This window comes from Pseudomonas sp. RA_105y_Pfl2_P56 (assembly GCF_963970845.1).
Classification (GTDB): Bacteria; Pseudomonadota; Gammaproteobacteria; order Pseudomonadales; family Pseudomonadaceae; genus Aquipseudomonas; species Aquipseudomonas baetica_A.
In genome coordinates this window covers 1-22,643 of the sequence record NZ_CAXAPL010000014.1, presented here as the reverse complement: position 1 = coordinate 22,643, position 22,643 = coordinate 1, and the positions used below count along the sequence as shown (strand labels likewise).

Sequence of the window (22,643 nt, the reverse complement as noted above, 5' to 3'; positions counted from 1 at the left end):
TCCTCGCGCGCAAGCCAGCTGCCGCAGGGGGGGGGCTCGCATAGTGGGTGCGCGAGCGGTTTTACCTGTGAAGAAGGCGGTTCATCCACTGCAAATCCTGAAGGCACAAAAAAGCCCCGCACTTCTCTCGAAGACGGGGCTTTTCAGCGGTTCAGGATCAGAACAAATCGATTGGCGCCTGTTCATCCGCTGGCAACGGACTGCCCGGTGCGGTGCCGTTACCCAGTTCATTCACCGATGGCGGCGTGTCTTCGGCCTTGAACAGCTCGAAGTAGGCGCCCGGCGTGCTCGGTGTTGCCGCACGGCCGCTGACCGGATCAACCCGCAGGCTTAGGATGCCTTCCGGCTCAGGCTGCACGTGTGGCGGCTTGTCCTTCAGCGCAGCCGACATGTAGTTCATCCAGATCGGTAGCGCCACCGTGCCGCCGAATTCACGGCGGCCTAGGCTTTCCGGCTGATCGAAGCCTGTCCAGACCGTGGTCACGTAATCGGCGTTGTAGCCAGAGAACCAGGCATCTTTCGATTCGTTGGTCGTACCGGTTTTACCGGCGATGTCGCTGCGACCCATGGCCAGTGCGCGACGGCCGGTGCCGAGCTTGATCACGTCCTGCAACATGCTGTTGAGGATGTAAGTAGTGCGACCATCGACGATCCGCTCGGCCACTGCCGGCACTTGTGGTGCTGCTGTGTTGTCTGCGGATTCGCCCGGAACCGGCGCCGTGTCGACGGTGAGCGGTTGAGTGGCTGGCGCCGCGATGCCGTCCGTGGCCGAGCCGCCCTGCGGCACGGTTGGCGGGTTGGCGACGAACAGCGTGTCGCCATTGCGGCTTTCAATCTTGTCGATGAGATACGGAGTGATCTTGTAGCCGCCGTTGGCGAACGTGCTCCAACCGGTAGCGATCTCCATTGGCGTCAGGGTCGCGGTGCCCAGCGCCAGAGACAGGTTGGGCGGCAGATCCTGCTTGTTGAAGCCGAAGCGGGTGATGTAGTCGATGGTCTTGCCGACGCCCATCGCCTGCAGCAAACGGATCGACACGAGGTTGCGTGACTTGTACAGCCCCTCGCGCAGACGGATCGGACCCAGGAACGTGTTGTTGTCGTTCTTTGGTCGCCAGACCTTGTCCATGTATTCGTCGACGAAAACGATCGGTGCGTCGTTCACCAGGCTGGCGGCGGTGTAGCCGTTATCCAGCGCAGCACTGTAGACGAACGGCTTGAAGCTCGACCCCGGCTGACGCTTGGCCTGCATGGCGCGGTTGTAGTTGCTCTGCTCGAAGGCAAAACCGCCGACCAGGGAGCGAATCGCACCGTTCTGTGGATCCAGCGACACCAGCGCACCTTGCGCTTGCGGAATCTGGCTGAATTTCAGCGAATTGTCCTTCTGGCGCTGTACTCGCACCAGGTCGCCGACCTGCGCGACATCCGACGGCTGACGCGGGGTGGCGCCCATGCTGTTGGTGTTGAGGAACGGCCGCGCCCATTTCATGGTGTCCCAGGCGACATGTTCTTCACCGGTACGGGTCAGCACTTGTAGGCCGTTCTTGTCGACCTGGGTGACGATCGCCGGTTCCAGGCTGCTGATGGTGCGCTGTTTGGTCAGTTCGTTGGCCCAGGCTTCGCGGGTTTTGCCCGGCAAGCGCGATTCAGGGCCGCGATAGCCGTGACGCTGGTCGTAGGTCATCAAACCTTCGTGCAGCGCAGTGTTGGCCATTTCCTGCAGGTTGCTTGGCACCGTGGTGGTGACGCGGAAGCCTTCGGTGTAGGCGTCGCTCCCATAGCGGCCGACCATTTCGGCGCGGGCCATTTCGGCGATGTACGGCGCGTTCACTTCTGGCGTCGGTACGTGATAGCTGGCGTTCAGCGGTTCGTTGACCGCGGCGGTGTAGTCCGCCTCGCTGATCTTGCCGAGTTTGTACATGCGCCCCAGGATCCAGTCGCGGCGTTCTTTGCTGCGCACCGGGTTCGCCAGCGGGTTGAAGCGCGACGGGGCTTTTGGCAGGCCGGCGATCATTGCCATTTGCGCCAGGCTGATGTCGCGGATCGACTTGCCGTAATACACCTGCGCCGCCGCCTCGATGCCGTAGGCGCGGTTGCCCAGATAGATCTTGTTCACATACAGCTCAAGAATCTCGTCCTTGGTCAGCTGTCGTTCGATTTGCAGGGCCAGCAAGATCTCGGTGGTTTTGCGCGAGAAGCTGCGTTCGCTGCTCAGGAAGAAGTTCTTCGCCACCTGCATGGTGATGGTGCTGCCGCCGGACTGAATGTGGCCGCTTTTGACCAATTGCGTCGCGGCGCGCATCAGGCTGCTCGGATCGACACCGTAGTGATTGGCGAAATTGTCGTCTTCAGCACTTAGTAACGCATTAATGAAATTGGGGGGAATGTCGGCGAAACGGATCGGAGTCCGGCGCATTTCGCCAAATTCTGCGATCAACTTGTTGTCGCTGCTGTAGACCCGCAGTGGAATCTGCAACTGAATGCTTCTCAGCGCCTCCACAGATGGCAAACCCGGACTAAGGTAAAGATACGCGCCGCTGAGACCTAATAGCAGTCCGCAGAAAACGGCGACGATGGACCAACCGAAAAATTTCAGCAGACGAATCAAGGCTTTTGGACATCCAGGGCAAAGAATGAATTTGGCGACGGGGTTCCGGCTATACACAGAACGGCCCGCGCTGGCAGTAAAAAGCGGAAAAAATCGCTGGGCATTATAAGCACTTTTCTGCCGGAGGCGTCATTGGCGCTTCTGTCAAGACGGGGTGAAGGAACGCAATGCGTATTACAGAGTCCGTAACTCACGGAAAGTCATAGGGAATTGGTAGTGCTGGGACTCTTCAATAAAAAGGCCAATACGTTACTGGGGATCGACATCAGTTCCACGTCGGTGAAGCTGCTGGAGTTGAGCCGTCAGGGTGACCGCTACCGGGTCGAGGCATACGCGGTGGAGCCGTTGCCAGCTAACGCTGTGGTCGAGAAAAACATCGCCGAGCTCGAAGGTGTCGGCCAGGCGCTGAGCCGGGTGCTGGTCAAGGCGCGCACCAGCAACAGGAGCGTGGCGGTGGCGGTGGCCGGTTCCGCGGTCATCACCAAAATCATCGAAATGGACGCCGGACTGTCAGACGACGAGCTGGAAAACCAGCTCAAGATCGAAGCTGACCAATACATTCCCTATCCGCTGGACGAGGTTGCTATCGACTTTGAAGTCCAGGGCGTGTCGCCGCGCAACCCCGAGCGAGTCAACGTGTTGCTCGCTGCCTGCCGAAAGGAGAACGTCGAAGTCCGTGAAGCAGCCCTCGCGCTCGCCGGGCTGACGGCTCGCGTGGTGGACGTCGAGGCGTATGCGCTGGAACGCTCGTTCGGCCTGCTCGCGACGCAACTGGCGGCCTCCCAGGAGCGCCTGACCGTGGCGGTGGTCGACATCGGCGCAACCATGACCACCCTCAGCGTTCTGTACAACGGCAAGATCATCTACACCCGAGAGCAACTGTTCGGCGGTCGTCAACTGACCGAAGAAATCCAGCGTCGCTATGGCCTGACCGTCGAGCAGGCGGGGCTGGCGAAGAAACAGGGTGGCCTTCCCGACGACTATGTCAGCGAGGTGTTGCAGCCATTTCGTGAAGCGCTGGTGCAGCAGGTTTCGCGTTCGTTGCAGTTCTTCTTCGCCTCAGGGCAGTACAACGCGGTCGATCACATTCTGCTGGCCGGCGGCACCGCATCGGTGTCGGGTCTGGATAGATTGATCGAGCAGCGCCTCGATACGCCGACTCAGGTGGCCAATCCTTTTTCCGACATGGCCTTGAGCAGCAAGGTCAACGCCGGGGCCCTGGCCAGTGACGCGCCGGCCCTGATGATTGCCTGCGGGCTCGCGCTCAGGAGTTTCGACTGATGGCGCGGATCAACCTTTTACCCTGGCGTGAGGAGCGCCGCGAAGCACAGCGCAAACGCTTCCTGCTGGTGCTGACGGGCGTGTTGGTCGGCTCTGTGGGCGCAGTGTTTATCGCCGATCAGATCATCAATACGGCCATCGCCCGGCAAGCGGCCCGTAACGACTACATTGGCAAACAGATTGCTGTAGTCGACGAGCGGATCAAACAAATCAGCGAGCTTAAGGCTCATCGCCAACAATTGCTCGAGCGCATGAACATCATCCAGGACCTGCAGGGCAACCGGCAGGTCATCGGGCGGATTTTCGATCAACTGGCGCGCACTTTGCCCGATGGCGTGTATTTCACTGACGTGAAAATGGCTGGTAAAACCCTGTCGATCAGTGGGGCAGCGGAGTCGAACAATCGTGTTTCCGAGTTGATGCGCAATCTGGAGGCGTCCGACTGGTTCGAAGCGCCGAGTCTGAACGAAGTGAAGGCCGCTTCAGCCGACCAGGTGGAGCAGGCCAACGTCTTTCAATTGACTGTTCGTCAGACCCAGCCCATGACGCTGGAGGGCGAGCAATGAAGCCGTCCGAATGGCTGGAGAGTCTGCGCAACGTCGATTTCAACGATCTGGACACCAGCAACATCGGTTCCTGGCCGGCCGCGGTGAAGGCCATCGCCGGCGCGCTGGTGATGGTTCTGGTATTGGCGTTTGGCTATAACTTTTTCATCAGCGACATGGAAAACCAACTCGAGGCCAGGCGCCTGGAGGAGGCCGCGCTCAAGGAGCAGTTCGCCAGCAAGGCGCACCTGTCGGCCAATCTCGAGTTGTACACCCAGCAGATGAAGGAAATGGAAAACTCCTTCGGCGTGTTGTTGCGGCAATTGCCGAGCGACACTGAGGTGCCGGGTTTACTGGAAGACATCACCCGCACGGGATTGGGTAGCGGCCTGGAGTTCGAGGAGATCAAACTGCTGCCGGAAGTGACTCAGCCGTTCTACATCGAACTGCCGATCCAGATTACCGTCACCGGCTCCTATCACGATCTTGCCACTTTCGTCAGCGGAGTGGCCGGGTTGCCGCGCATTGTCACGCTGCATGATTTCGAACTGGCACCGGCCAATAAGGAAGGCGGGCCGAAGCTGCGCATGAGCATTCTTGCCAAGACTTACCGCTATAACGACAAGGGGCTGCAGAAATGACCCTGACTCGTTATCTCGCGCTGTCGGCGGCGCTGCTGGCATTGAGCGGGTGTGGCGGCAGCGAAGGTTTCAGTGACCTCGACGCCTATATAAATGAAGTGCGTCTGCGCCCGGCGGGCAAGATTGAACCCACGCCGACATTCCACACTTACCCGAAATTCACGTATAGCGCCGCCAATCTGCGCAGTCCGTTCTCACGTCAGGTGCGTGTCGATCTGGCCGGGCAGAAGCACGGTTCGCGCAACGTCAAACCTGACCCGAACCGGGTCAGGCAATACCTCGAAGGCTTCAACATCGAGCAGTTTGAAATGGTCGGCACGATTTCCAATGCCAACCGCTCCTTTGCGCTATTGCGCGGGGCGGGCGGGGTGCATCGGTTGAAGGTCGGCGACTACCTGGGGCGCAACGACGGGCGCATCGTTGCCATCAGCGCCACTCAGGTCGATGTCATTGAAATCGTGCCCGACGGCGAAGGCGCCTGGCTGGAGCGTCCACGCACCATTCCTTTGAAAGAGCACTCTTAGTGGAAGTCGAATAATGAACAGGATTTTCTCCACCCTCGGTTTTTCGCTATGGATAGCGCTGATGTCGCCGATGGTAATCGCGGCCAATCTGAAGACGCTGGACGTGGCGGCATTGCCGGGTGATCGCGTCGAACTGAAGCTGTCGTTCGACGGCCCTCCACCGCAACCCAAGGGCTACACCACCGAATCCCCGGCGCGGATTGCCCTGGATTTGCCCGGTGTAGCCAGTCATTTGGCCAAAAAGAATCTCGATCTGGGCCGCGGCAATGCGCGCACGGCCACGGTGGTTGAAGCCAAGGATCGCACCCGCCTGATCGTCAGCCTGACGCAGCTTGCGCCTTACAGCACGCGGGTCGAGGGTAAGAATCTGTTCGTGGTGGTAGGTCAGGGGGCTCCAGCGGCCACGCCGCGTTCCGCCGCTGTTGCAGCGCCGCGCGTGACCACGGCGGCGCCTCCCGCCACGGCGTTCGTCGCCAAGGCCCGAGCCATTCGCGGCGTTGATTTTCAGCGCGGTACCGCAGGCGAGGGCAACGTGGTCATCGACCTGTCTGACCCGACCATCGCCCCGGATATCCAGGAACATGATGGCAAAGTCATCCTCAGCTTCGCGCGCACCCAGTTGCCCGACAAGTTGCGGGTGCGCCTCGACGTCAAGGATTTCGCCACGCCTGTGCAGTTCGTCAATGCTGCCGCGACCGGCAATCGTGCAATCATCACCATCGAGCCCAGCGGCACTTTCGATTACTCCACATTCCAGACCGACAACAAGCTGACCGTCAGCATTCGTCCGATGACGATGGACGACCTGCAAAAACGCAACGCTGACCGTCAGGCGTACACCGGCGAAAAACTCTCGCTGAATTTTCAGGACATCGATGTACGTTCGGTGCTGCAACTGATCGCTGATTTCACCAACCTCAACCTCGTGGCCAGCGATACGGTGCAGGGCGGCATCACCTTGCGCCTGCAAAATGTGCCGTGGGACCAGGCACTGGATCTGGTGTTGAAAACCAAAGGGCTGGATAAACGCAAGATCGGCAACGTGCTGCTGGTGGCGCCGGCCGATGAGATCGCCGCCCGTGAGCGCCAGGAGCTGGAATCGCAGAGGCAGATCGCTGAATTGGCACCGTTGCGCCGTGAACTGCTGCAGGTGAACTACGCCAAGGCCGCGGACATCGCCAAGCTGTTCCAGTCAGTGACCAGCGCCGAGGCGAAAATCGACGAGCGCGGTTCGATCACCGTCGATGAACGCACCAATAACATCATTGCCTACCAGACTCAGGATCGTCTTGATGAGCTGCGGCGGATCGTGGCGCAACTGGATATTCCGGTGCGCCAAGTGATGATCGAGGCGCGAATCGTTGAGGCCAACGTCGATTACGACAAAAGCCTGGGCGTGCGCTGGGGCGGCTCCATCCAGAACAAGGGCAACTGGAACACGTCTGGTGTGAGCAACGGTTCTTCCACCACCATCGGAACACCGGGCAGCACCAGCACCAACTCGCCGTTCGTCGACATGGGCACCGTCAACAACACGTCCGGGATTGGTATCGCTTTTATCACTGACAACGTGTTGCTCGATCTTGAGCTGACGGCCATGGAAAAAACCGGCAACGGCGAAATCGTCTCGCAACCGAAAGTCGTCACCTCCGACAAGGAAACCGCCAAGATCCTCAAAGGCACCGAAATTCCCTACCAGGAAGCCAGCTCCAGCGGCGCCACCTCGGTGTCGTTCAAGGAGGCTTCGCTGTCGCTGGAGGTGACGCCACAGATCACGCCAGACAACCGCATCATCATGGAGGTCAAGGTCACCAAGGACGAACCGGACTACCTGAACAAAGTGCAGGATGTCCCGCCGATCAAAAAGAACGAGGTCAACGCCAAGGTGCTGGTCAATGACGGCGAAACCATCGTGATTGGGGGCGTTTTCTCAAATACTCAAAGCAAGGTTGTAGATAAGGTGCCATTTCTTGGCGATGTGCCGTATCTTGGCCGCCTTTTCCGGCGTGATGTGGTTTCGGAGAAAAAATCCGAGCTGCTGGTATTTCTCACTCCGCGTATCATGAATAACCAGGCGATTGCTGTGAGTCGTTGATTCTGTGCGAAATTTGATTCTTGTAGGACCGATGGGCGCTGGAAAAAGCACCATCGGCCGGTTGCTGGCCAAAGAGCTGCGCCTGCCGTTCAAAGATTCCGACAAGGAAATTGAACTGCGCACGGGCGCCAATATCCCGTGGATCTTCGACAAGGAAGGCGAGCCGGGCTTTCGCGACCGTGAGCAGGCGATGATCGCCGAACTGTGCGGATTCGATGGCGTGGTGTTGGCGACCGGCGGTGGCGCAGTCATGCGCGATGCCAACCGCAAGGCCCTCCATGACGGCGGGCGTGTGGTGTATTTGCACGCCTCTGTCGAACAGCAGGTTGGCCGCACCTCCCGCGATCGCAATCGGCCGTTGCTGCGCACCGCTGATCCGGCGAAAACCCTGCGAGACCTGCTCGCGATCCGTGATCCTCTTTATCGGGAAATCGCCGATCTGGTGGTGGAAACCGACGAACGGCCGCCACGCATGGTGGTGCTCGACATTCTCGATCGCCTGGCGCAGCTTCCACCCCGTTAAAGCATCGCCCGAAATGCGCTATCCTCGGCGTCCTGTCACAGCCCGTCGAGGTTGTGGCGGATGGCGTGCGAGCGGCGTCATACCCGCTATAGGCCGCAGACAACCAATAATTCAGGGCAGGACGCCTGCTTCCATCTTCACTGTGGGGACACATGCAGACACTCAAGGTCGATCTAGGCGAGCGCAGCTACCCGATTCATATTGGCGAAGGTTTGTTGGATCAGCCGCAACTGCTGGCACCGCATATTCACGGGCGGCAGGTGGCAATCATCTCCAATGAGACCGTTGCGCCGCTCTATCTCGAACGTCTGACCCGCAGCCTGGCGCAGTTCTCGGTGATTTCCGTGGTGTTGCCCGACGGCGAAGCCTTCAAGAACTGGGAAACCCTGCAACTGATCTTCGACGGTCTGCTGACCGCCCGTCATGACCGCCGCACGACCGTTATTGCCCTGGGTGGCGGTGTGATCGGCGATATGGCCGGTTTCGCCGCGGCCTGTTACCAGCGTGGCGTCGATTTCATCCAGATTCCCACCACTTTGCTGTCCCAGGTCGATTCGTCGGTGGGCGGCAAGACCGGTATCAATCATCCGCTGGGCAAGAACATGGTTGGCGCGTTCTATCAGCCGAACGTGGTGCTGATCGATACCGCTTCCCTGAAGACGCTGCCCGAGCGCGAGTTGTCGGCGGGGCTGGCGGAAGTCATCAAGTACGGCCTGATTTGCGACGAACCGTTCCTGACCTGGCTCGAAGACAATGTAGACGCCTTGCGCGCGCTGGATCAAAAGGCCCTGACGTACGCCATCGAGCGCTCCTGCGCAGCCAAAGCTGCGGTGGTCGGCGCTGATGAGAAGGAAACCGGCGTACGCGCCACGCTCAACCTCGGTCACACCTTCGGCCACGCCATCGAGACTCACATGGGCTATGGTGTCTGGCTGCATGGTGAGGCGGTGGCGGCTGGCACCGTGATGGCGCTGGAGATGTCCGCGCGTCTGGGCTGGATCAGCGAGCAGGAGCGTGATCGCGGTATTCGCCTGTTCCAGCGTGCAGGTCTGCCGGTGATCCCGCCTGCCGAAATGACCGAAGCCGATTTTCTTCAACACATGGCAATCGACAAAAAAGTGATCGACGGTCGCCTGCGCCTGGTGCTGCTGCGCCGGATGGGCGAAGCGGTAGTGACCGACGATTATCCGAAAGAGGTTCTACAGGCCACGCTGGGAGCGGATTACCGCGCCTTGGCACAGCTTAAAGGTTAATAAGATTCCGATGACTAGTTTGCATGCCGACGAGGCGTTCCTCGGCCATTTTCAGTTAAGTCACGATCCCTTCGCGCCGCGGGTGCCGGGCTTCAAGTTCTTTCCGGCCCAGCGCAAACCGGTGCTGGGACAATTGCATCATCTGGCGCGTTACAGCCAGTTGCTGCTGGTGGTCACCGGCCCGGAAGGCAGCGGCAAGACCCTGCTGCGTCAGGCGCTGGTCGCCAGCACCAACAAACAATCTGTGCAGAGCGTGGTGGTTTCCGCCCGCGGTGCTGGTGATGCGGCTGGCGTGCTGCGCCAGGTGGCGCAGGCGCTGAACGTCGCTCAGGCCGATGTCGCTGCGATTCTGGATCAGGTGGTGCAACTGGCGCTGACCGGTCAGGAAGTCTATCTGCTGGTGGACGATGCCGAGCAACTCGACGAATCGGCCCTCGATGCGCTGATGGCACTGGGTGCCGGCGCGCCGGAAGGTCGCCCGCATGTATTCCTGTTCGGTGAATCGTCGCTGATCGCTCAACTCGAGGCTTTGCAGCTCGAGGAAGAACGCTTCCACGTCATCGAGTTGCAGCCTTACACCGAAGAAGAGACCCGCGAGTATCTCGACCAACGGCTCGAAGGTGCAGGCCGGGGTGTCGAACTTTTCACCGCGGATCAGATCTCTGATATTCACGAAAGCGCCGAGGGTTGGCCGGGTAACATCAACCAGGTCGCTCGCGATGCTCTGATCGAAGTCATGATTGCCAGCCGCTCTGCGGTCAAGCGTCCAAGTATGGGGTTTAACATGCCGAAGAAACACGTATTGGCGATTTCTGCCGTCGTTGTGGTCGCGGTTGCCGCCGCCTGGTTGATGCCGGGTCGCAGCAAGGCACCCACCACCGGCGCGCCGGCCAATGAGCAGGCTCAACTGCCATTGGGTCAGGGCGCAGCGAATGGCGGTGCTCCAGCGGTCGAATTCGCCGGTAATACACAGCCGATGCCGTTGCCGCTGGTCGGCAACTCGCAACCCGTCATGCGCGGCCCATTGGCCGAAGCGGCTGGCGGTATCACTGAAGGCGACGACGGCGTGCCATTGGAAGGCTCCAGCGATACGCCGCCAACCGTGACCACTTCGGCGCCACCGGCGGGTGTTCCGGCCGGTCCTGCACCGACGCCGGCACCGACGCAAATCGCCACTGCCAAGCCTGCTCCGGCAGCGCCAGCAGCCAAACCGGCTCCAGCGCCTGCCAAGCCAGTGGCAGCCGCTAAACCGGTCGAGAAGCCGGTTACTGTCGCCAAAGCCGCCGGTGGCAGCTGGTACGCCGGGCAACCGACGGGCAACTACGTGGTGCAGATCCTCGGCACCAGCTCCGAAACGAGCGCACAAAACTTCGTCAAAGAGCAGGGCGGCGAGTACCGTTATTTCAAGAAAATGCTCAACGGCAAGCCTCTCTACGTGATCACCTACGGCAACTTCGCCAATCGTGACGCGGCTGTTTCTGCCATCAAGGCCTTGCCAGCGAAGGTTCAGGCTGGTAAACCTTGGCCTCGCACTGTCGCCAGCGTCCAACAGGAACTGGCAACAACTCGCTGAAGATTCGGCGGCCTTACCCAGGCCGCCTCTCCAAGCACCTCAAAATTTCTACGAGTGCGCGCGTCCTTCCAGGTCGCGTGCCTTGTGGTGTCTGCGTCACAGTAGTCTTTGAGTCGTTGCGGTCAAAATTAAAAAAGTTTTGACTAGCACAGCAGATCGCTTTAAACCTTTCACAAATGCGACATGAATTTGCGACATTTCGTCGTCAAATTTGTGAGCCTCTGTGTCGCTGTGTACAATGACCACCCTTTTGCCCCCGCTAAGCCGGCGTACGTTCGGCGCGGAACGCAAGTGGTTGAATTGAAAAGAAATTTGCCTCGAAAAGAGGCAGCCTGGTGAGAAAGTGTCTATGAAAGCAGGTCTGTACCAACCAGATGAATTCAAGGATAACTGCGGTTTCGGCCTGATAGCCCATATGCAGGGCGAGCCCAGTCATACCCTTTTGCAAACGGCCATTGAGGCCCTGACCTGCATGACCCACCGCGGTGGGATTAATGCCGACGGCAAGACCGGTGACGGTTGCGGTCTGCTGATTCAAAAGCCCGATGCGTTCCTGCGTGCGATTGCCCAGGAAGCCTTCAGCGTCGAACTGCCCAAGCAATATGCCGTGGGCATGGTCTTCTTCAATCAGGATCCGGCCAAGGCCGAAGCCGCTCGCGAGAACATGAACCGCGAGATCCTCGCTGAAGGCCTGCAACTGATCGGCTGGCGCAAAGTGCCAATCGACACCAGCGTCCTTGGTCGCCTGGCCCTTGAGCGCCTGCCGCAGATCGAGCAGGTCTACATCGGCGGCGAAGGCCTGAGCGATCAGGACATGGCGGTCAAGTTGTTCAGCGCCCGCCGTCGTTCGTCGGTGGCCAATGCCGTCGACTCCGACCACTACATCTGCAGCTTTTCGCACAAGACCATCATTTATAAAGGCCTGATGATGCCGGCCGACCTGGCCGCGTTCTATCCGGACCTGAGCGACGAGCGCCTGCAAACCGCGATCTGCGTGTTCCACCAGCGTTTCTCCACCAACACCCTGCCGAAATGGCCGCTGGCTCAGCCATTCCGCTTCCTCGCCCACAACGGCGAGATCAACACGATCACCGGTAACCGTAACTGGGCGCAGGCCCGTCGGACCAAGTTCACCAACGATCTGATGGATCTGGAAGAACTCGGCCCGCTGGTCAACCGTGTCGGTTCCGACTCCTCGAGCATGGACAACATGCTCGAACTGATGGTCACCGGCGGCATCGACCTGTTCCGTGGCGTGCGGATGATCATTCCGCCTGCGTGGCAGAACGTTGAAACCATGGACCCGGATCTGCGTGCGTTCTACGAGTACAACTCGATGCACATGGAGCCTTGGGACGGCCCGGCCGGCGTGGTCATGACCGATGGTCGCTACGCGGTGTGCCTGCTTGACCGTAACGGTTTGCGCCCGGCGCGCTGGGTCACCACCACCAACGGTTTCATCACCGTTGCTTCGGAAATCGGCGTCTGGAACTACCAGCCAGAAGACGTGATCGCCAAGGGCCGTGTCGGTCCGGGGCAGATCCTCGCCGTGGACACTGAAACCGGGCAGATCCTCGACACCGATGCGATCGACAACCGCTTGAAATCCCGTCATCCGTACAAGCAATGGCTGCGCAAGAATGCCCTGCGCATTCAGGCGACCATGGAAGACAACGATCACGGTTCGGCTTTCTACGACGTCGATCAGCTCAAGCAATACATGAAGATGTATCAGGTCACGTTCGAGGAGCGCGATCAGGTCCTGCGTCCGCTTGGCGAACAAGGCTACGAAGCCGTGGGCTCGATGGGCGACGATACGCCGATGGCCGTGCTGTCCCAGCGCGTGCGCACGCCGTACGACTATTTCCGCCAGCAGTTCGCGCAGGTCACCAACCCGCCGATCGACCCGCTGCGTGAAGCCATCGTGATGTCGCTGGAAATCTGCCTCGGTGCCGAGCGCAACATCTTCCAGGAGTCGCCGGAACACGCCTCGCGCGTGATCCTCAGCTCGCCGGTGATTTCCCCGGCCAAGTGGCGCTCGTTGATGAATCTCGACCGCCCGGGCTTTGAGCGGCAGATCATCGACCTCAACTACGACGAAAGCGTCGGCCTCGAAGCGGCCATCCGCAATGTGGCCGATCAGGCTGAAGAAGCCGCGCGCGCCGGTCGTACCCAGATCGTCCTGAGCGACCGCCATATCGCGCCGGGCAAACTGCCGATTCACGCCTCGCTGGCCACCGGTGCGGTACACCACCGCCTGACCGAAAAAGGCCTGCGCTGCGATTCCAACATCCTCGTTGAAACCGCGACCGCACGCGATCCGCACCACTTTGCCGTGCTGATCGGTTTCGGCGCCTCGGCGGTCTATCCGTTCCTGGCTTACGAAGTGCTGGGCGACCTGATCCGTACCGGTGAAGTGCTGGGCGACCTCTACGAGGTGTTCAAGAACTACCGCAAAGGCATCACCAAAGGTCTGCTCAAGATCCTGTCGAAGATGGGCATCTCGACCATCGCTTCGTACCGCGGTGCGCAGTTGTTCGAAGCCATCGGCCTGGCCGAAGAAGTGTGCGAGCTGAGCTTCCGTGGCGTGCCGAGCCGCATCAAGGGCGCACGTTTCGTCGATATCGAAGCCGAGCAAAAGGCACTGGCCACCGAAGCCTGGAGCCCGCGCAAGCCGATCCAGCAGGGCGGCCTGCTGAAGTTCGTCCACGGTGGCGAATACCACGCCTACAACCCGGACGTGGTCAACACCCTGCAAGCCGCCGTGCAGCAGGGCGACTACGCCAAGTTCAAGGAATACACCTCGCTGGTGGACAACCGTCCGGTGTCGATGATTCGCGACCTGTTCAAGGTCAAGACCCTCGACACGCCGCTGGACATCAGTGAAATCGAACCGCTGGAATCGGTGCTCAAGCGCTTCGACTCCGCCGGTATCTCGCTGGGCGCCCTGTCGCCGGAAGCTCACGAAGCCCTGGCCGAAGCCATGAACCGCCTCGGTGCGCGTTCCAACTCCGGCGAAGGTGGTGAAGACCCGGCGCGTTACGGCACCATCAAGAGTTCGAAAATCAAGCAGGTCGCCACTGGCCGTTTCGGCGTGACGCCGGAATACCTGGTCAACGCCGAAGTGCTGCAGATCAAGGTCGCCCAAGGCGCCAAGCCGGGCGAGGGCGGGCAACTGCCGGGCGGTAAAGTGAACGGGCTGATCGCCAAGCTGCGCTATGCAGTGCCGGGTGTAACGCTGATTTCGCCACCGCCGCACCACGACATCTATTCGATCGAAGACTTGTCGCAGCTGATTTTTGACCTCAAGCAGGTCAACCCGAAGGCGCTGGTTTCGGTGAAACTCGTCGCCGAAGCGGGCGTCGGCACCATCGCTGCCGGTGTGGCCAAGGCCTACGCGGACTTGATCACCATCTCCGGCTACGACGGTGGCACCGGTGCTTCGCCGCTGACCTCGATCAAATACGCTGGCGCACCGTGGGAACTCGGCCTGGCTGAAACCCACCAGACCCTGCGCGGCAACGACCTGCGCGGCAAAGTCCGGGTGCAGACCGACGGTGGCCTGAAAACCGGCCTCGACGTCATCAAGGCTGCCATCCTCGGCGCCGAAAGCTTCGGCTTCGGTACTGCGCCGATGATCGCGCTGGGCTGCAAATACCTGCGCATCTGCCACCTGAACAACTGCGCCACCGGCGTCGCGACTCAGAACGAGAAGCTGCGCAAGGATCACTACATCGGCACCGTCGACATGGTGGTGAATTTCTTCACCTACGTCGCCGAAGAAACCCGTGAGTGGCTGGCCAAGCTCGGCGTGCGTTCCCTCGAAGAGCTGATCGGCCGCACCGATCTGCTGGAAATCCTTGAAGGCCAGACCGCCAAGCAAAACCACCTGGATCTGACCCCGCTGCTGGGCAGCGATCACATCCCGGCGGACAAACCTCAGTTCTGCGGCGTTGAGCGCAACCCGCCATTCGACCAAGGCCTGCTGGCCGAGAAAATGGTCGAGATGGCGTCGTCGGCGATCAATGACATGAGCGGCGCCGAATTCGACCTGGACATCTGCAACTGCGACCGTTCGATCGGCGCGCGGATCTCCGGTGAAATCGCGCGCAAGCACGGCAACCAGGGCATGGCCAAGGCGCCGATCACCTTCCGTTTCAAAGGGACGGCGGGTCAGAGCTTTGGCGTGTGGAACGCCGGCGGTCTGAACATGTACCTGCAAGGCGATGCCAACGACTACGTCGGCAAAGGCATGACCGGCGGCAAACTGGTCATCGTGCCGCCGAAGGGCAGCGTCTATCAGACTCAGAACAGCGCCATCATCGGCAACACCTGCCTGTACGGCGCCACGGGCGGCAAGCTGTTCGCCGCTGGCACCGCAGGTGAGCGTTTCGCCGTGCGTAACTCAGGTGCCCACACGGTTGTGGAAGGCACTGGCGATCACTGCTGCGAGTACATGACCGGTGGTTTCGTCTGCGTCTTGGGCAAAACCGGTTACAACTTCGGTTCTGGCATGACCGGTGGTTTCGCCTACGTGCTTGATCAGGACAACTCTTTCGTTGACCGGGTCAACCACGAACTGGTGGAAATCCAGCGGATCAGCGGCGAGGCGATGGAGGCCTATCGCAGCCATCTGCAAAACGTGCTGAACGAGTATGTCGCCGAAACCGACAGCGAGTGGGGGCGTGAACTCGCCGAGAACCTCGATGACTACTTGCGCCGTTTCTGGCTGGTCAAGCCGAAGGCTGCCAACCTGAAATCGTTGCTTTCCAGCACTCGTGCCAACCCGCAGTGATATGCGCCTGAAGAGTTTGATGAGGTTTTAACAATGGCTGAACGTCTGAATAACGACTTCCAGTTCATCGATGTCGGGCGCAAAGATCCGAAGAAGAAACTGTTGCGTCAACGCAAGAAAGAGTTCGTCGAGATCTACGAACCGTTCAAACCCCAGCAGTCGGCCGATCAGGCCCACCGCTGCCTGGGTTGCGGCAACCCGTATTGCGAATGGAAGTGCCCGGTGCACAACTTCATTCCCAACTGGCTCAAATTGGTGGCCGAAGGCAACATCCTTCAGGCCGCCGAGCTGTCGCACCAGACCAACACCCTGCCGGAAGTGTGCGGCCGGGTGTGCCCGCAGGATCGTCTGTGCGAGGGTGCCTGCACCCTCAACGACGGTTTTGGCGCGGTGACCATCGGTTCGGTCGAGAAGTACATCACCGACACCGCGTTCGCCATGGGCTGGCGCCCGGACATGTCCAAGGTCAAGCCGACCGGCAAGCGTGTCGCGATCATCGGCGCAGGCCCGGCGGGCCTGGGCTGTGCCGACGTGCTGGTACGCGGCGGTGTGACCCCGGTGGTGTTCGACAAGAACCCGGAAATCGGTGGTCTGCTGACCTTCGGTATCCCCGAGTTCAAGCTGGAAAAGACCGTGCTGAGCAATCGTCGCGAAGTCTTCACCGGCATGGGCATCGAGTTCCGCCTCAACACCGAGGTCGGCAAAGACGTGACCATGGAGCAACTGCTCGCCGAATACGATGCGGTGTTCATGGGCATGGGCACCTACACCTACATGAAGGGCGGTTTTGCCGGTGAGGATCTGCCGGGCGTCTACGACGCGCTGGACTTCCTGATCGCCAACGTCAACCGCAACCTGGGCTTTGAAAAGTCGCCGGAAGATTTCGTCGACATGAAAGGCAAGAAGGTTGTGGTGCTCGGCGGCGGCGACACGGCGATGGACTGCAACCGCACGTCGATTCGTCAGGGCGCCAAGTCGGTGACCTGCGCCTATCGTCGTGACGAAGCGAACATGCCCGGCTCGCGCAAAGAGGTGAAGAACGCCAAGGAAGAGGGCGTGAAATTCCTCTATAACCGCCAGCCGATCGCCATCGTCGGTGAAGACAAGGTCGAAGGCGTGAAGGTGGTCGAGACCCGTCTCGGCGAACCGGACGCCCGTGGCCGCCGCAGCCCCGAGCCGATCCCGGGCTCCGAAGAGATCATCCCGGCCGACGCCGTGGTCATCGCTTTCGGTTTCCGTCCGAGCCCGGCGCCGTGGTTCGAACAGTTCGAAATCCAGACGGACAGCCAGGGCCGCGTAGTTGCGCCCGAGCAAGGTCAGTACAAGCACCAGACCAGCAACCCGAAGATATTTGCGGGTGGCGACATGGTGCGCGGTTCGGATCTGGTGGTGACGGCGATCTTCGAAGGCCGTAATGCCGCCGAAGGTATCCTCGATTACCTTGGTGTTTAACCAGACTTGAAATGCGATTAAATGTGGGAGCGGGCTTGCTCGCGAAAGCGGTCTGTCAGTCAACATCTCTGTTGAGTGTGCCGGCCTCTTCGCGAGCAAGCCCGCTCCCACAGTTGTTTCGTGGTGTTGCAAAAAGCCGGTTTCAACCGCGACAAATTGACCCGATAGACAAAAGGCTGACCTGCATCCGTGCCTTTTGCGTCGCGCTCTGAGAAAATGCCCGCACTTTTTTTCCGGATGCCGACATGACTGCCCTGAAGAACGACCGTTTCCTGCGCGCCCTGCTCAAGCAACCCGTTGACGTCACCCCGGTGTGGATGATGCGTCAGGCCGGTCGCTACCTGCCGGAATACCGCGCCAGCCGTGCCCACGCCGGTGACTTCATGAGCCTGTGCATGAATCCGGAATTCGCCTGCGAAGTCACGATGCAACCGCTCGACCGCTACCCGCAACTGGACGCGGCGATCCTGTTTTCCGACATCCTCACCATCCCCGATGCCATGGGCCAGGGCCTGTACTTCGAGACCGGTGAAGGCCCGCGCTTCAAGAAAGTCGTCAGCACCCTGGCCGACATTGAAGCTTTGCCTATCCCTGATCCGCACAAAGACCTTGGTTACGTGATGGATGCGGTCAGCACCATCCGTCGCGAGCTCAACGGTCGCGTTCCGCTGATCGGCTTCTCCGGCAGCCCTTGGACGCTGGCCACATACATGGTCGAAGGCGGCTCGTCGAAAGACTTCCGCAAGACCAAAGCGATGCTCTACGACAATCCGCAAGCCATGCACCTGCTGCTGGATAAACTCGCGCAGTCGGTGACCTCCTACCTCAACGGCCAGATCATGGCCGGTGCGCAAGCGGTGCAGATCTTCGATACCTGGGGCGGCAATCTGTCGGCGGCGGCGTATCAGGAGTTCTCGCTGGCCTACATGAAGAAAATCGTCAGCGGCCTGATCCGCGAGCACGACGGTCGCAAAGTGCCGGTGATCCTGTTCACCAAAAACGGCGGCCTGTGGCTGGAAAGCATCGCTGACGCTGGCGCCGACGCACTGGGTCTGGACTGGACCTGCGACATCGGCAACGCCCGCGCCCGTGTCGGCGACAAAGTCGCGCTGCAAGGCAACATGGACCCGACCGTGCTTTATGCAAAACCGCAAGCGATCCGCACCGAAGTCGGGCGCATTCTGGCCAGCTACGGCAAGGGCAGCGGCCACGTGTTCAACCTCGGCCACGGCATCACCCCTGAGGTCGATCCGGAGCACGCGGGCGCCTTCCTGCGCGCGGTGCATGAGCTGTCGGCGCAGTATCACGTGTGATCGACGCCCAGCTCTAAGTTCAGCAAAGCAAAACGCCCGGCAAATGCCGGGCGTTTTTGTTTCCACGATCTGGAGCCGAAAACAGACCAACTGTGGGAGAGGATTTTTGTCAGGCGTTGACGCCGCCCAACGGCGGCAACTTCGCCAGCTTCAACGCCACCAACAGCGCCACCAGCAACAGCGCGCCGATAAACAAACCAATCCCGTTCCACCCGCCCAAGTGCCAGAACACCCCGCCTGCCGTGCCGGCAATGCTTGATCCGGCGTAATAGCTAAACAGGTAAAGCGAAGACGCCTGTCCTTTGGCTCTGGTCGCCCGCCGCCCGATCCAGCTACTCGCCACCGAGTGCGCCCCAAAGAAGCCAAAGGTGAAGATCAGCATGCCGATGATGATCAGCGGCACAGGGGTGAACATCGTCAGCGCCAAACCTGCAAACATCAGCGCAATCGTCGCCCACAACACTTTGCGTCGGCCCAGTTTGTCCGCCAGTGAACCGATCTTCGCCGAGCTGTAGATACCCGACAGGTACACCACCGACAGCAAGCCGACAAACACCTGATCAAGATTGTACGGCGCAGCCAGCAAGCGATAGCCGATGTAGTTGAACAGCGTGACGAACGCGCCCATCAGCAAAAAGGCTTCAAGGAACAGCAGCGGCAAACCGGCGTCGCGAAAATGCATGGTGAAGCCGTCGAGCAGGCTGCGCGGGTGTAGCGAGCGCGAACGAAAGTTGCGCGACTCGGGGAGGATTTTCCAGAACACCGCTGCCGCGACCAGCGCCAGGCCGCCAATCACCAGCATCGCCGTGTGCCAACTGACGAAGTCGATCAGCACCCCGGTGATCAACCGTCCGCTCATCCCGCCAATTGCGTTGCCGCCGATGTACAAACCCATGGCAAGGCCGATGTGCTGCGGATGAATTTCTTCACTCAGATAGGTCATCGCCACCGCCGCCAGACCGCTCAATGACAACCCGATCAGTGCGCGCATGATCAGCACACCCTGCCAGCTCGGCATCATTGAACTGGCGATGGTGCACAACGCCGCCGCGAACAGCGCGGTGACCATCACCGGTTTACGCCCGACCCGATCGGAAATCGGCCCGGTAATCAGCAGGCCGATGGCGAGCATACCCGTGGACACTGACAGAATCAGGCTGCTCTGCGCCGCGTTGATCCCGTATTCGTGGGACAGCAGCGGCATCATCGGCTGTACGCAATACAGCAGGGCGAAGGTCGCGAAGCCGCCGCTGAACAGCGCGAGCACCGTGCGCATGAACATCGGCGTGCCTTTTTCGATGTAGATCTCTTGCCGTTCGGCGACGACATCGTCCGCCGCTGTGGGCGGGACTTCATGGGCAAGAGGGGCAGCGGCGGTTTTCACATCAGACCTCGAAGGGCACGGCCAGGCAGGCAATGAAAAAATCATATAGCTGGCTAATGTTTCTATCCAATATATTGTTCGACCTGTTTGATAGCTTTAACGACCTAATGGGGTTTCCATGGAATTGCGTCATCTGCGCTACTTCATCGCCGTTGCCGAAGAACTGCATTTTGGCCGCGCCGCACAAGTGCTGGGGATTTCTCAGCCACCACTGAGCCAGCAGATTCAGGCGCTGGAGCAAGAGGTTGGCGCGCGACTGTTCGAGCGCACCAATCGTCGGGTCGAGCTGAGTGAGGCCGGCAGATTGTTTTTGGAGGAAGCGCGGCTGGTGTTGGCCCAGGTCGACAAAGCGGCGGACGTCGCCCGACGTGCGCAACTCGGTGAATTGGGCGAGTTGAAGATTGGTTTCACCTCGTCGGCGCCGTTCAACTCGACTATTCCGCAGGCGATCTTTTCCTTTCGCCAGCGTTTTCCGGCGGTGCACCTGAACCTGCGGGAGATGAGCAGTACCCAAGTGGCTGAGGCGCTGGTCGATGAGTCGATCGAGGTCGGCATCATGCGCCCGCTGGGGTTGCCGGATTCGTTGAGCGTAGTCGAGTTGATGCGCGAACCGCTGGTGGCGGTGCTCAGTGCCAAGCATCCGTTGGTCCAAGGCAGCGAGGAAGGCCTGTTCCTCTCGGCACTGGCGCTGGAACCCTTCGTGTTCTTCCCGCGCAGCTATGGCAGCGGTCTCTACGCACAACTGCTCAGCCTGGCCCGCGATGCCGGGTTCAGCCCACACTTCGCCCAAGAGGCCGGCGAGGCGATGACCATTATCGGACTGGTCGCGGCGGGGTTGGGCGTCTCGGTATTGCCTGCGTCCTACCAGCGGATGCGCATCGACGGCGTGGTCTACCGGCCGCTGCTGGATCCTGAAGCGGTTTCAGCGGTGTGGCTGGTGCAGCGCAAGGATCAGAAATCGCCGATGGCCAAGGCGTTTGTCGACCTGCTCACGCGCAAGGTCGAGCCTTCAATTGGGTGATGGCTGCGGGCCTTTTCGCGAGCAAGCCCGCTCCCACAGTGGGCCGGGGCTTGTTCGCGAAGGCCTACGCACCAGCGCCACCTGTTTTATGGCAACCGCACCAGATCCCCCTTCAACGCCACCCGCGTGACAAAAATCCCCGCCCGGCACTCATACGTATTCAAATCCTTGCGCACATGCTGGTCGTAATAGCTGACGATATTGACCACCGCATTCGCCCCGCCCCGTTTGGCATCGGCCTGCAGCTTGATCAGATTCGACTGCAACACCCACTCGCAGGAATCATGATCACTCTTGTTGAATCCGTTGGTCTTCAAATCACTGACTACTCCGCTGCGCAACAACTGCTGAGTCCCCTGCGGCCCATTGCCGAGCAGATAGAACTTCACGCTGCCATCCAGCCGTCCGGCGCGAACCGCGTCCGACAGCACGGTTTCGAAGGGCATGTACATCAGATTGGTGGCGTGGCTGGCGCTGGGCAGTAGCGCGAAAAGCGCAGCGGCGATCAGGGCTTTCACTTGCATGGTCATCTCCTTGACGGTGAAAGAGAACCGCGAGTGCTCGACAAATTGGACTCGCCATTCCGGCAGGCTGTTTGGGGCTACCTGCTTGAGCAAGTGTAGTTGGCTGGCAGGCAATGTTGTTTAGGCGTTCAAGGAAATACGAGCAGCCTTATGGAAAGGAGGCGCGCAGGTGAGCGCTACCAAAAAGCTAAAACAGTGTGGTGTAAAGCCGAAGCAGGAAGCGGGAGCGTCGCGATCTAATAAAGGAGAGCGATATGTTGTCAGTATGGGGTTAATGTTGTCACAGGTCAGGTATTCGCTCGGGTTTTACTTTGGTTAAGTTTGAGGCTGAATAATAACTTCTGCGAGGAATTCACGTCTGAAGTCACCGGTATTCCATTACAGAGATAAACCGGTGACTTTTTGCATGCGAGATCAGTAACCGGGCTCTTTATAGGCAGGAGGAGCTGCCTCAATAATTATCTTGCAATACATTGTTTTTCCTTTTAAAGTTTCTTTAACTTTTTTTTCGTATTTGCCACCCTCGTAGAAATTTATTTCATTGTGAAGGTTATCAACGAAATCATTGAGGGACATTGTGGTTGATGATCCCTCGGCAATTACGTTTATCGTCAGAAACGCACTAACTTCTTCAGTGTACTCAACTTTTTCGGTCCAGGTTTTTTCAGCGCTTTTAGCATCTTCGGTTGCAGCGGACATCATGTCTAAAAGTTTTTCTTCAAGTTCGTCTCTTGAGTTTATCCATTGATAGTCAGACATTGTTTGTTTCCTTTTGATAGTTGTTGGTTTTCAAATGCCACAAGTAAAAAAACGCCTTTTTGAAGGTTTTTTTGCTTAATCAATGTATAAGGATTTACTTTTCGTGCCACCTGTCATAAGTGACAGGTTAATAGAGAGTTTTGGAATGGATGGTCCTAGGTTCAGAGCTTTTTGTTCTACGTCAATTGGTTGTGAAATGGCTCCCGGTAAAACAAAAGGGCGCCAATTCAGACTGTGTGAAAACCTAGCAATCTGTGCGGCACTCAAAGAAAATGCTCCGTATCGAAAGATACGGAGCATTTTTCGTTATGGCCTACATCCAAGGAGAGTCCCGCAGCCAGACCAGCGTGTTCCC

Annotated in this window: 16 protein-coding genes; 12 read left to right on the top strand and 4 right to left on the bottom strand. The window is 59.4% G+C overall.

What is annotated here, in order from left to right:
- Nucleotides 1–157: 157 nt before the first annotated feature.
- On the bottom strand, nt 158–2,602 hold the full coding sequence (locus tag AACY11_RS11840; RefSeq protein ID WP_401159729.1) for a penicillin-binding protein 1A: 2,445 nt from the start codon (nt 2,600–2,602) through the stop codon (nt 158–160).
- Between the two features lie 219 nt (nt 2,603–2,821).
- On the opposite strand from AACY11_RS11840, the gene AACY11_RS11835 reads away from it, so the two are divergent.
- The 11 genes from AACY11_RS11835 to hemE all read left to right on the top strand — a co-directional run bounded on the left by AACY11_RS11835 (nt 2,822) and on the right by hemE (nt 18,600).
- Nucleotides 2,822–3,886: a pilus assembly protein PilM gene (locus tag AACY11_RS11835; RefSeq protein ID WP_339464012.1), complete on the top strand. Its 1,065-nt coding sequence runs from the start codon at nt 2,822–2,824 to the stop codon at nt 3,884–3,886.
- Nucleotides 3,886–4,452: a PilN domain-containing protein gene (locus AACY11_RS11830; RefSeq protein WP_339464015.1), complete on the top strand. Its 567-nt coding sequence runs from the start codon at nt 3,886–3,888 to the stop codon at nt 4,450–4,452. The genes AACY11_RS11835 and AACY11_RS11830 overlap by 1 nt, the downstream gene beginning before the upstream one ends.
- Entirely contained in the window at nt 4,449–5,072 is a 624-nt protein-coding gene (gene pilO, locus AACY11_RS11825; protein WP_339432951.1) for a type 4a pilus biogenesis protein PilO, read from the top strand. Before AACY11_RS11830 ends, pilO begins: the two co-directional genes overlap by 4 nt.
- On the top strand, nt 5,069–5,596 hold the full coding sequence (locus AACY11_RS11820; RefSeq protein ID WP_339494823.1) for a pilus assembly protein PilP: 528 nt from the start codon (nt 5,069–5,071) through the stop codon (nt 5,594–5,596). The genes pilO and AACY11_RS11820 overlap by 4 nt, the downstream gene beginning before the upstream one ends.
- 13 nt (nt 5,597–5,609) lie before the next feature.
- On the top strand, nt 5,610–7,691 hold the full coding sequence (gene pilQ, locus AACY11_RS11815) for a type IV pilus secretin PilQ (RefSeq protein ID WP_339432949.1): 2,082 nt from the start codon (nt 5,610–5,612) through the stop codon (nt 7,689–7,691).
- 4 nt (nt 7,692–7,695) lie between these two features.
- Nucleotides 7,696–8,214: a shikimate kinase AroK gene (gene aroK / locus AACY11_RS11810; protein WP_221731302.1), complete on the top strand. Its 519-nt coding sequence runs from the start codon at nt 7,696–7,698 to the stop codon at nt 8,212–8,214.
- Between the two features lie 152 nt (nt 8,215–8,366).
- Nucleotides 8,367–9,467 carry a 3-dehydroquinate synthase gene (gene aroB, locus AACY11_RS11805; RefSeq protein ID WP_339432948.1) on the top strand — a complete coding sequence of 367 codons (1,101 nt, stop codon included), beginning with the start codon at nt 8,367–8,369 and terminating at the stop codon, nt 9,465–9,467.
- A gap of 10 nt (nt 9,468–9,477) precedes the next feature.
- Entirely contained in the window at nt 9,478–11,040 is a 1,563-nt protein-coding gene (locus tag AACY11_RS11800; protein WP_339432947.1) for an AAA family ATPase, read from the top strand.
- Between the two features lie 349 nt (nt 11,041–11,389).
- Entirely contained in the window at nt 11,390–15,835 is a 4,446-nt protein-coding gene (gene gltB / locus AACY11_RS11795; RefSeq protein ID WP_339432946.1) for a glutamate synthase large subunit, read from the top strand.
- A 33-nt stretch (nt 15,836–15,868) separates the two neighbouring features.
- Nucleotides 15,869–17,287, top strand: coding sequence for an FAD-dependent oxidoreductase (locus AACY11_RS11790; RefSeq protein WP_007909438.1), 1,419 nt, complete (start codon nt 15,869–15,871; stop codon nt 17,285–17,287).
- Between the two features lie 245 nt (nt 17,288–17,532).
- Complete coding sequence (gene hemE / locus AACY11_RS11785; protein WP_339494821.1) at nt 17,533–18,600, top strand: uroporphyrinogen decarboxylase; 1,068 nt, start codon at nt 17,533–17,535, stop codon at nt 18,598–18,600.
- A 109-nt stretch (nt 18,601–18,709) separates the two neighbouring features.
- On the opposite strand, the gene AACY11_RS11780 is transcribed toward hemE, so the two are convergent.
- Nucleotides 18,710–19,984, bottom strand: coding sequence for an MFS transporter (locus AACY11_RS11780; protein ID WP_339494820.1), 1,275 nt, complete (start codon nt 19,982–19,984; stop codon nt 18,710–18,712).
- 118 nt (nt 19,985–20,102) lie between these two features.
- Between AACY11_RS11780 and AACY11_RS11775 the strand changes: the two genes are divergently transcribed.
- Nucleotides 20,103–21,005, top strand: coding sequence for a LysR family transcriptional regulator (locus AACY11_RS11775; protein ID WP_339494819.1), 903 nt, complete (start codon nt 20,103–20,105; stop codon nt 21,003–21,005).
- Nucleotides 21,006–21,091: 86 nt separating this feature from the next.
- Here the strand turns inward: AACY11_RS11775 and AACY11_RS11770 are convergent, their stop codons facing one another.
- Together AACY11_RS11770 and AACY11_RS11765 are read right to left on the bottom strand one after the other, a co-directional pair.
- Nucleotides 21,092–21,529, bottom strand: a complete 438-nt coding sequence (locus AACY11_RS11770; RefSeq protein WP_339494818.1) for an excinuclease — start codon at nt 21,527–21,529, stop codon at nt 21,092–21,094.
- 414 nt (nt 21,530–21,943) lie between these two features.
- A complete protein-coding gene (locus tag AACY11_RS11765) occupies nt 21,944–22,288 on the bottom strand; it encodes a hypothetical protein (RefSeq protein ID WP_339494817.1) in 345 nt (114 codons plus the stop codon).
- Between the last annotated feature and the right edge of the window lie 355 nt (nt 22,289–22,643).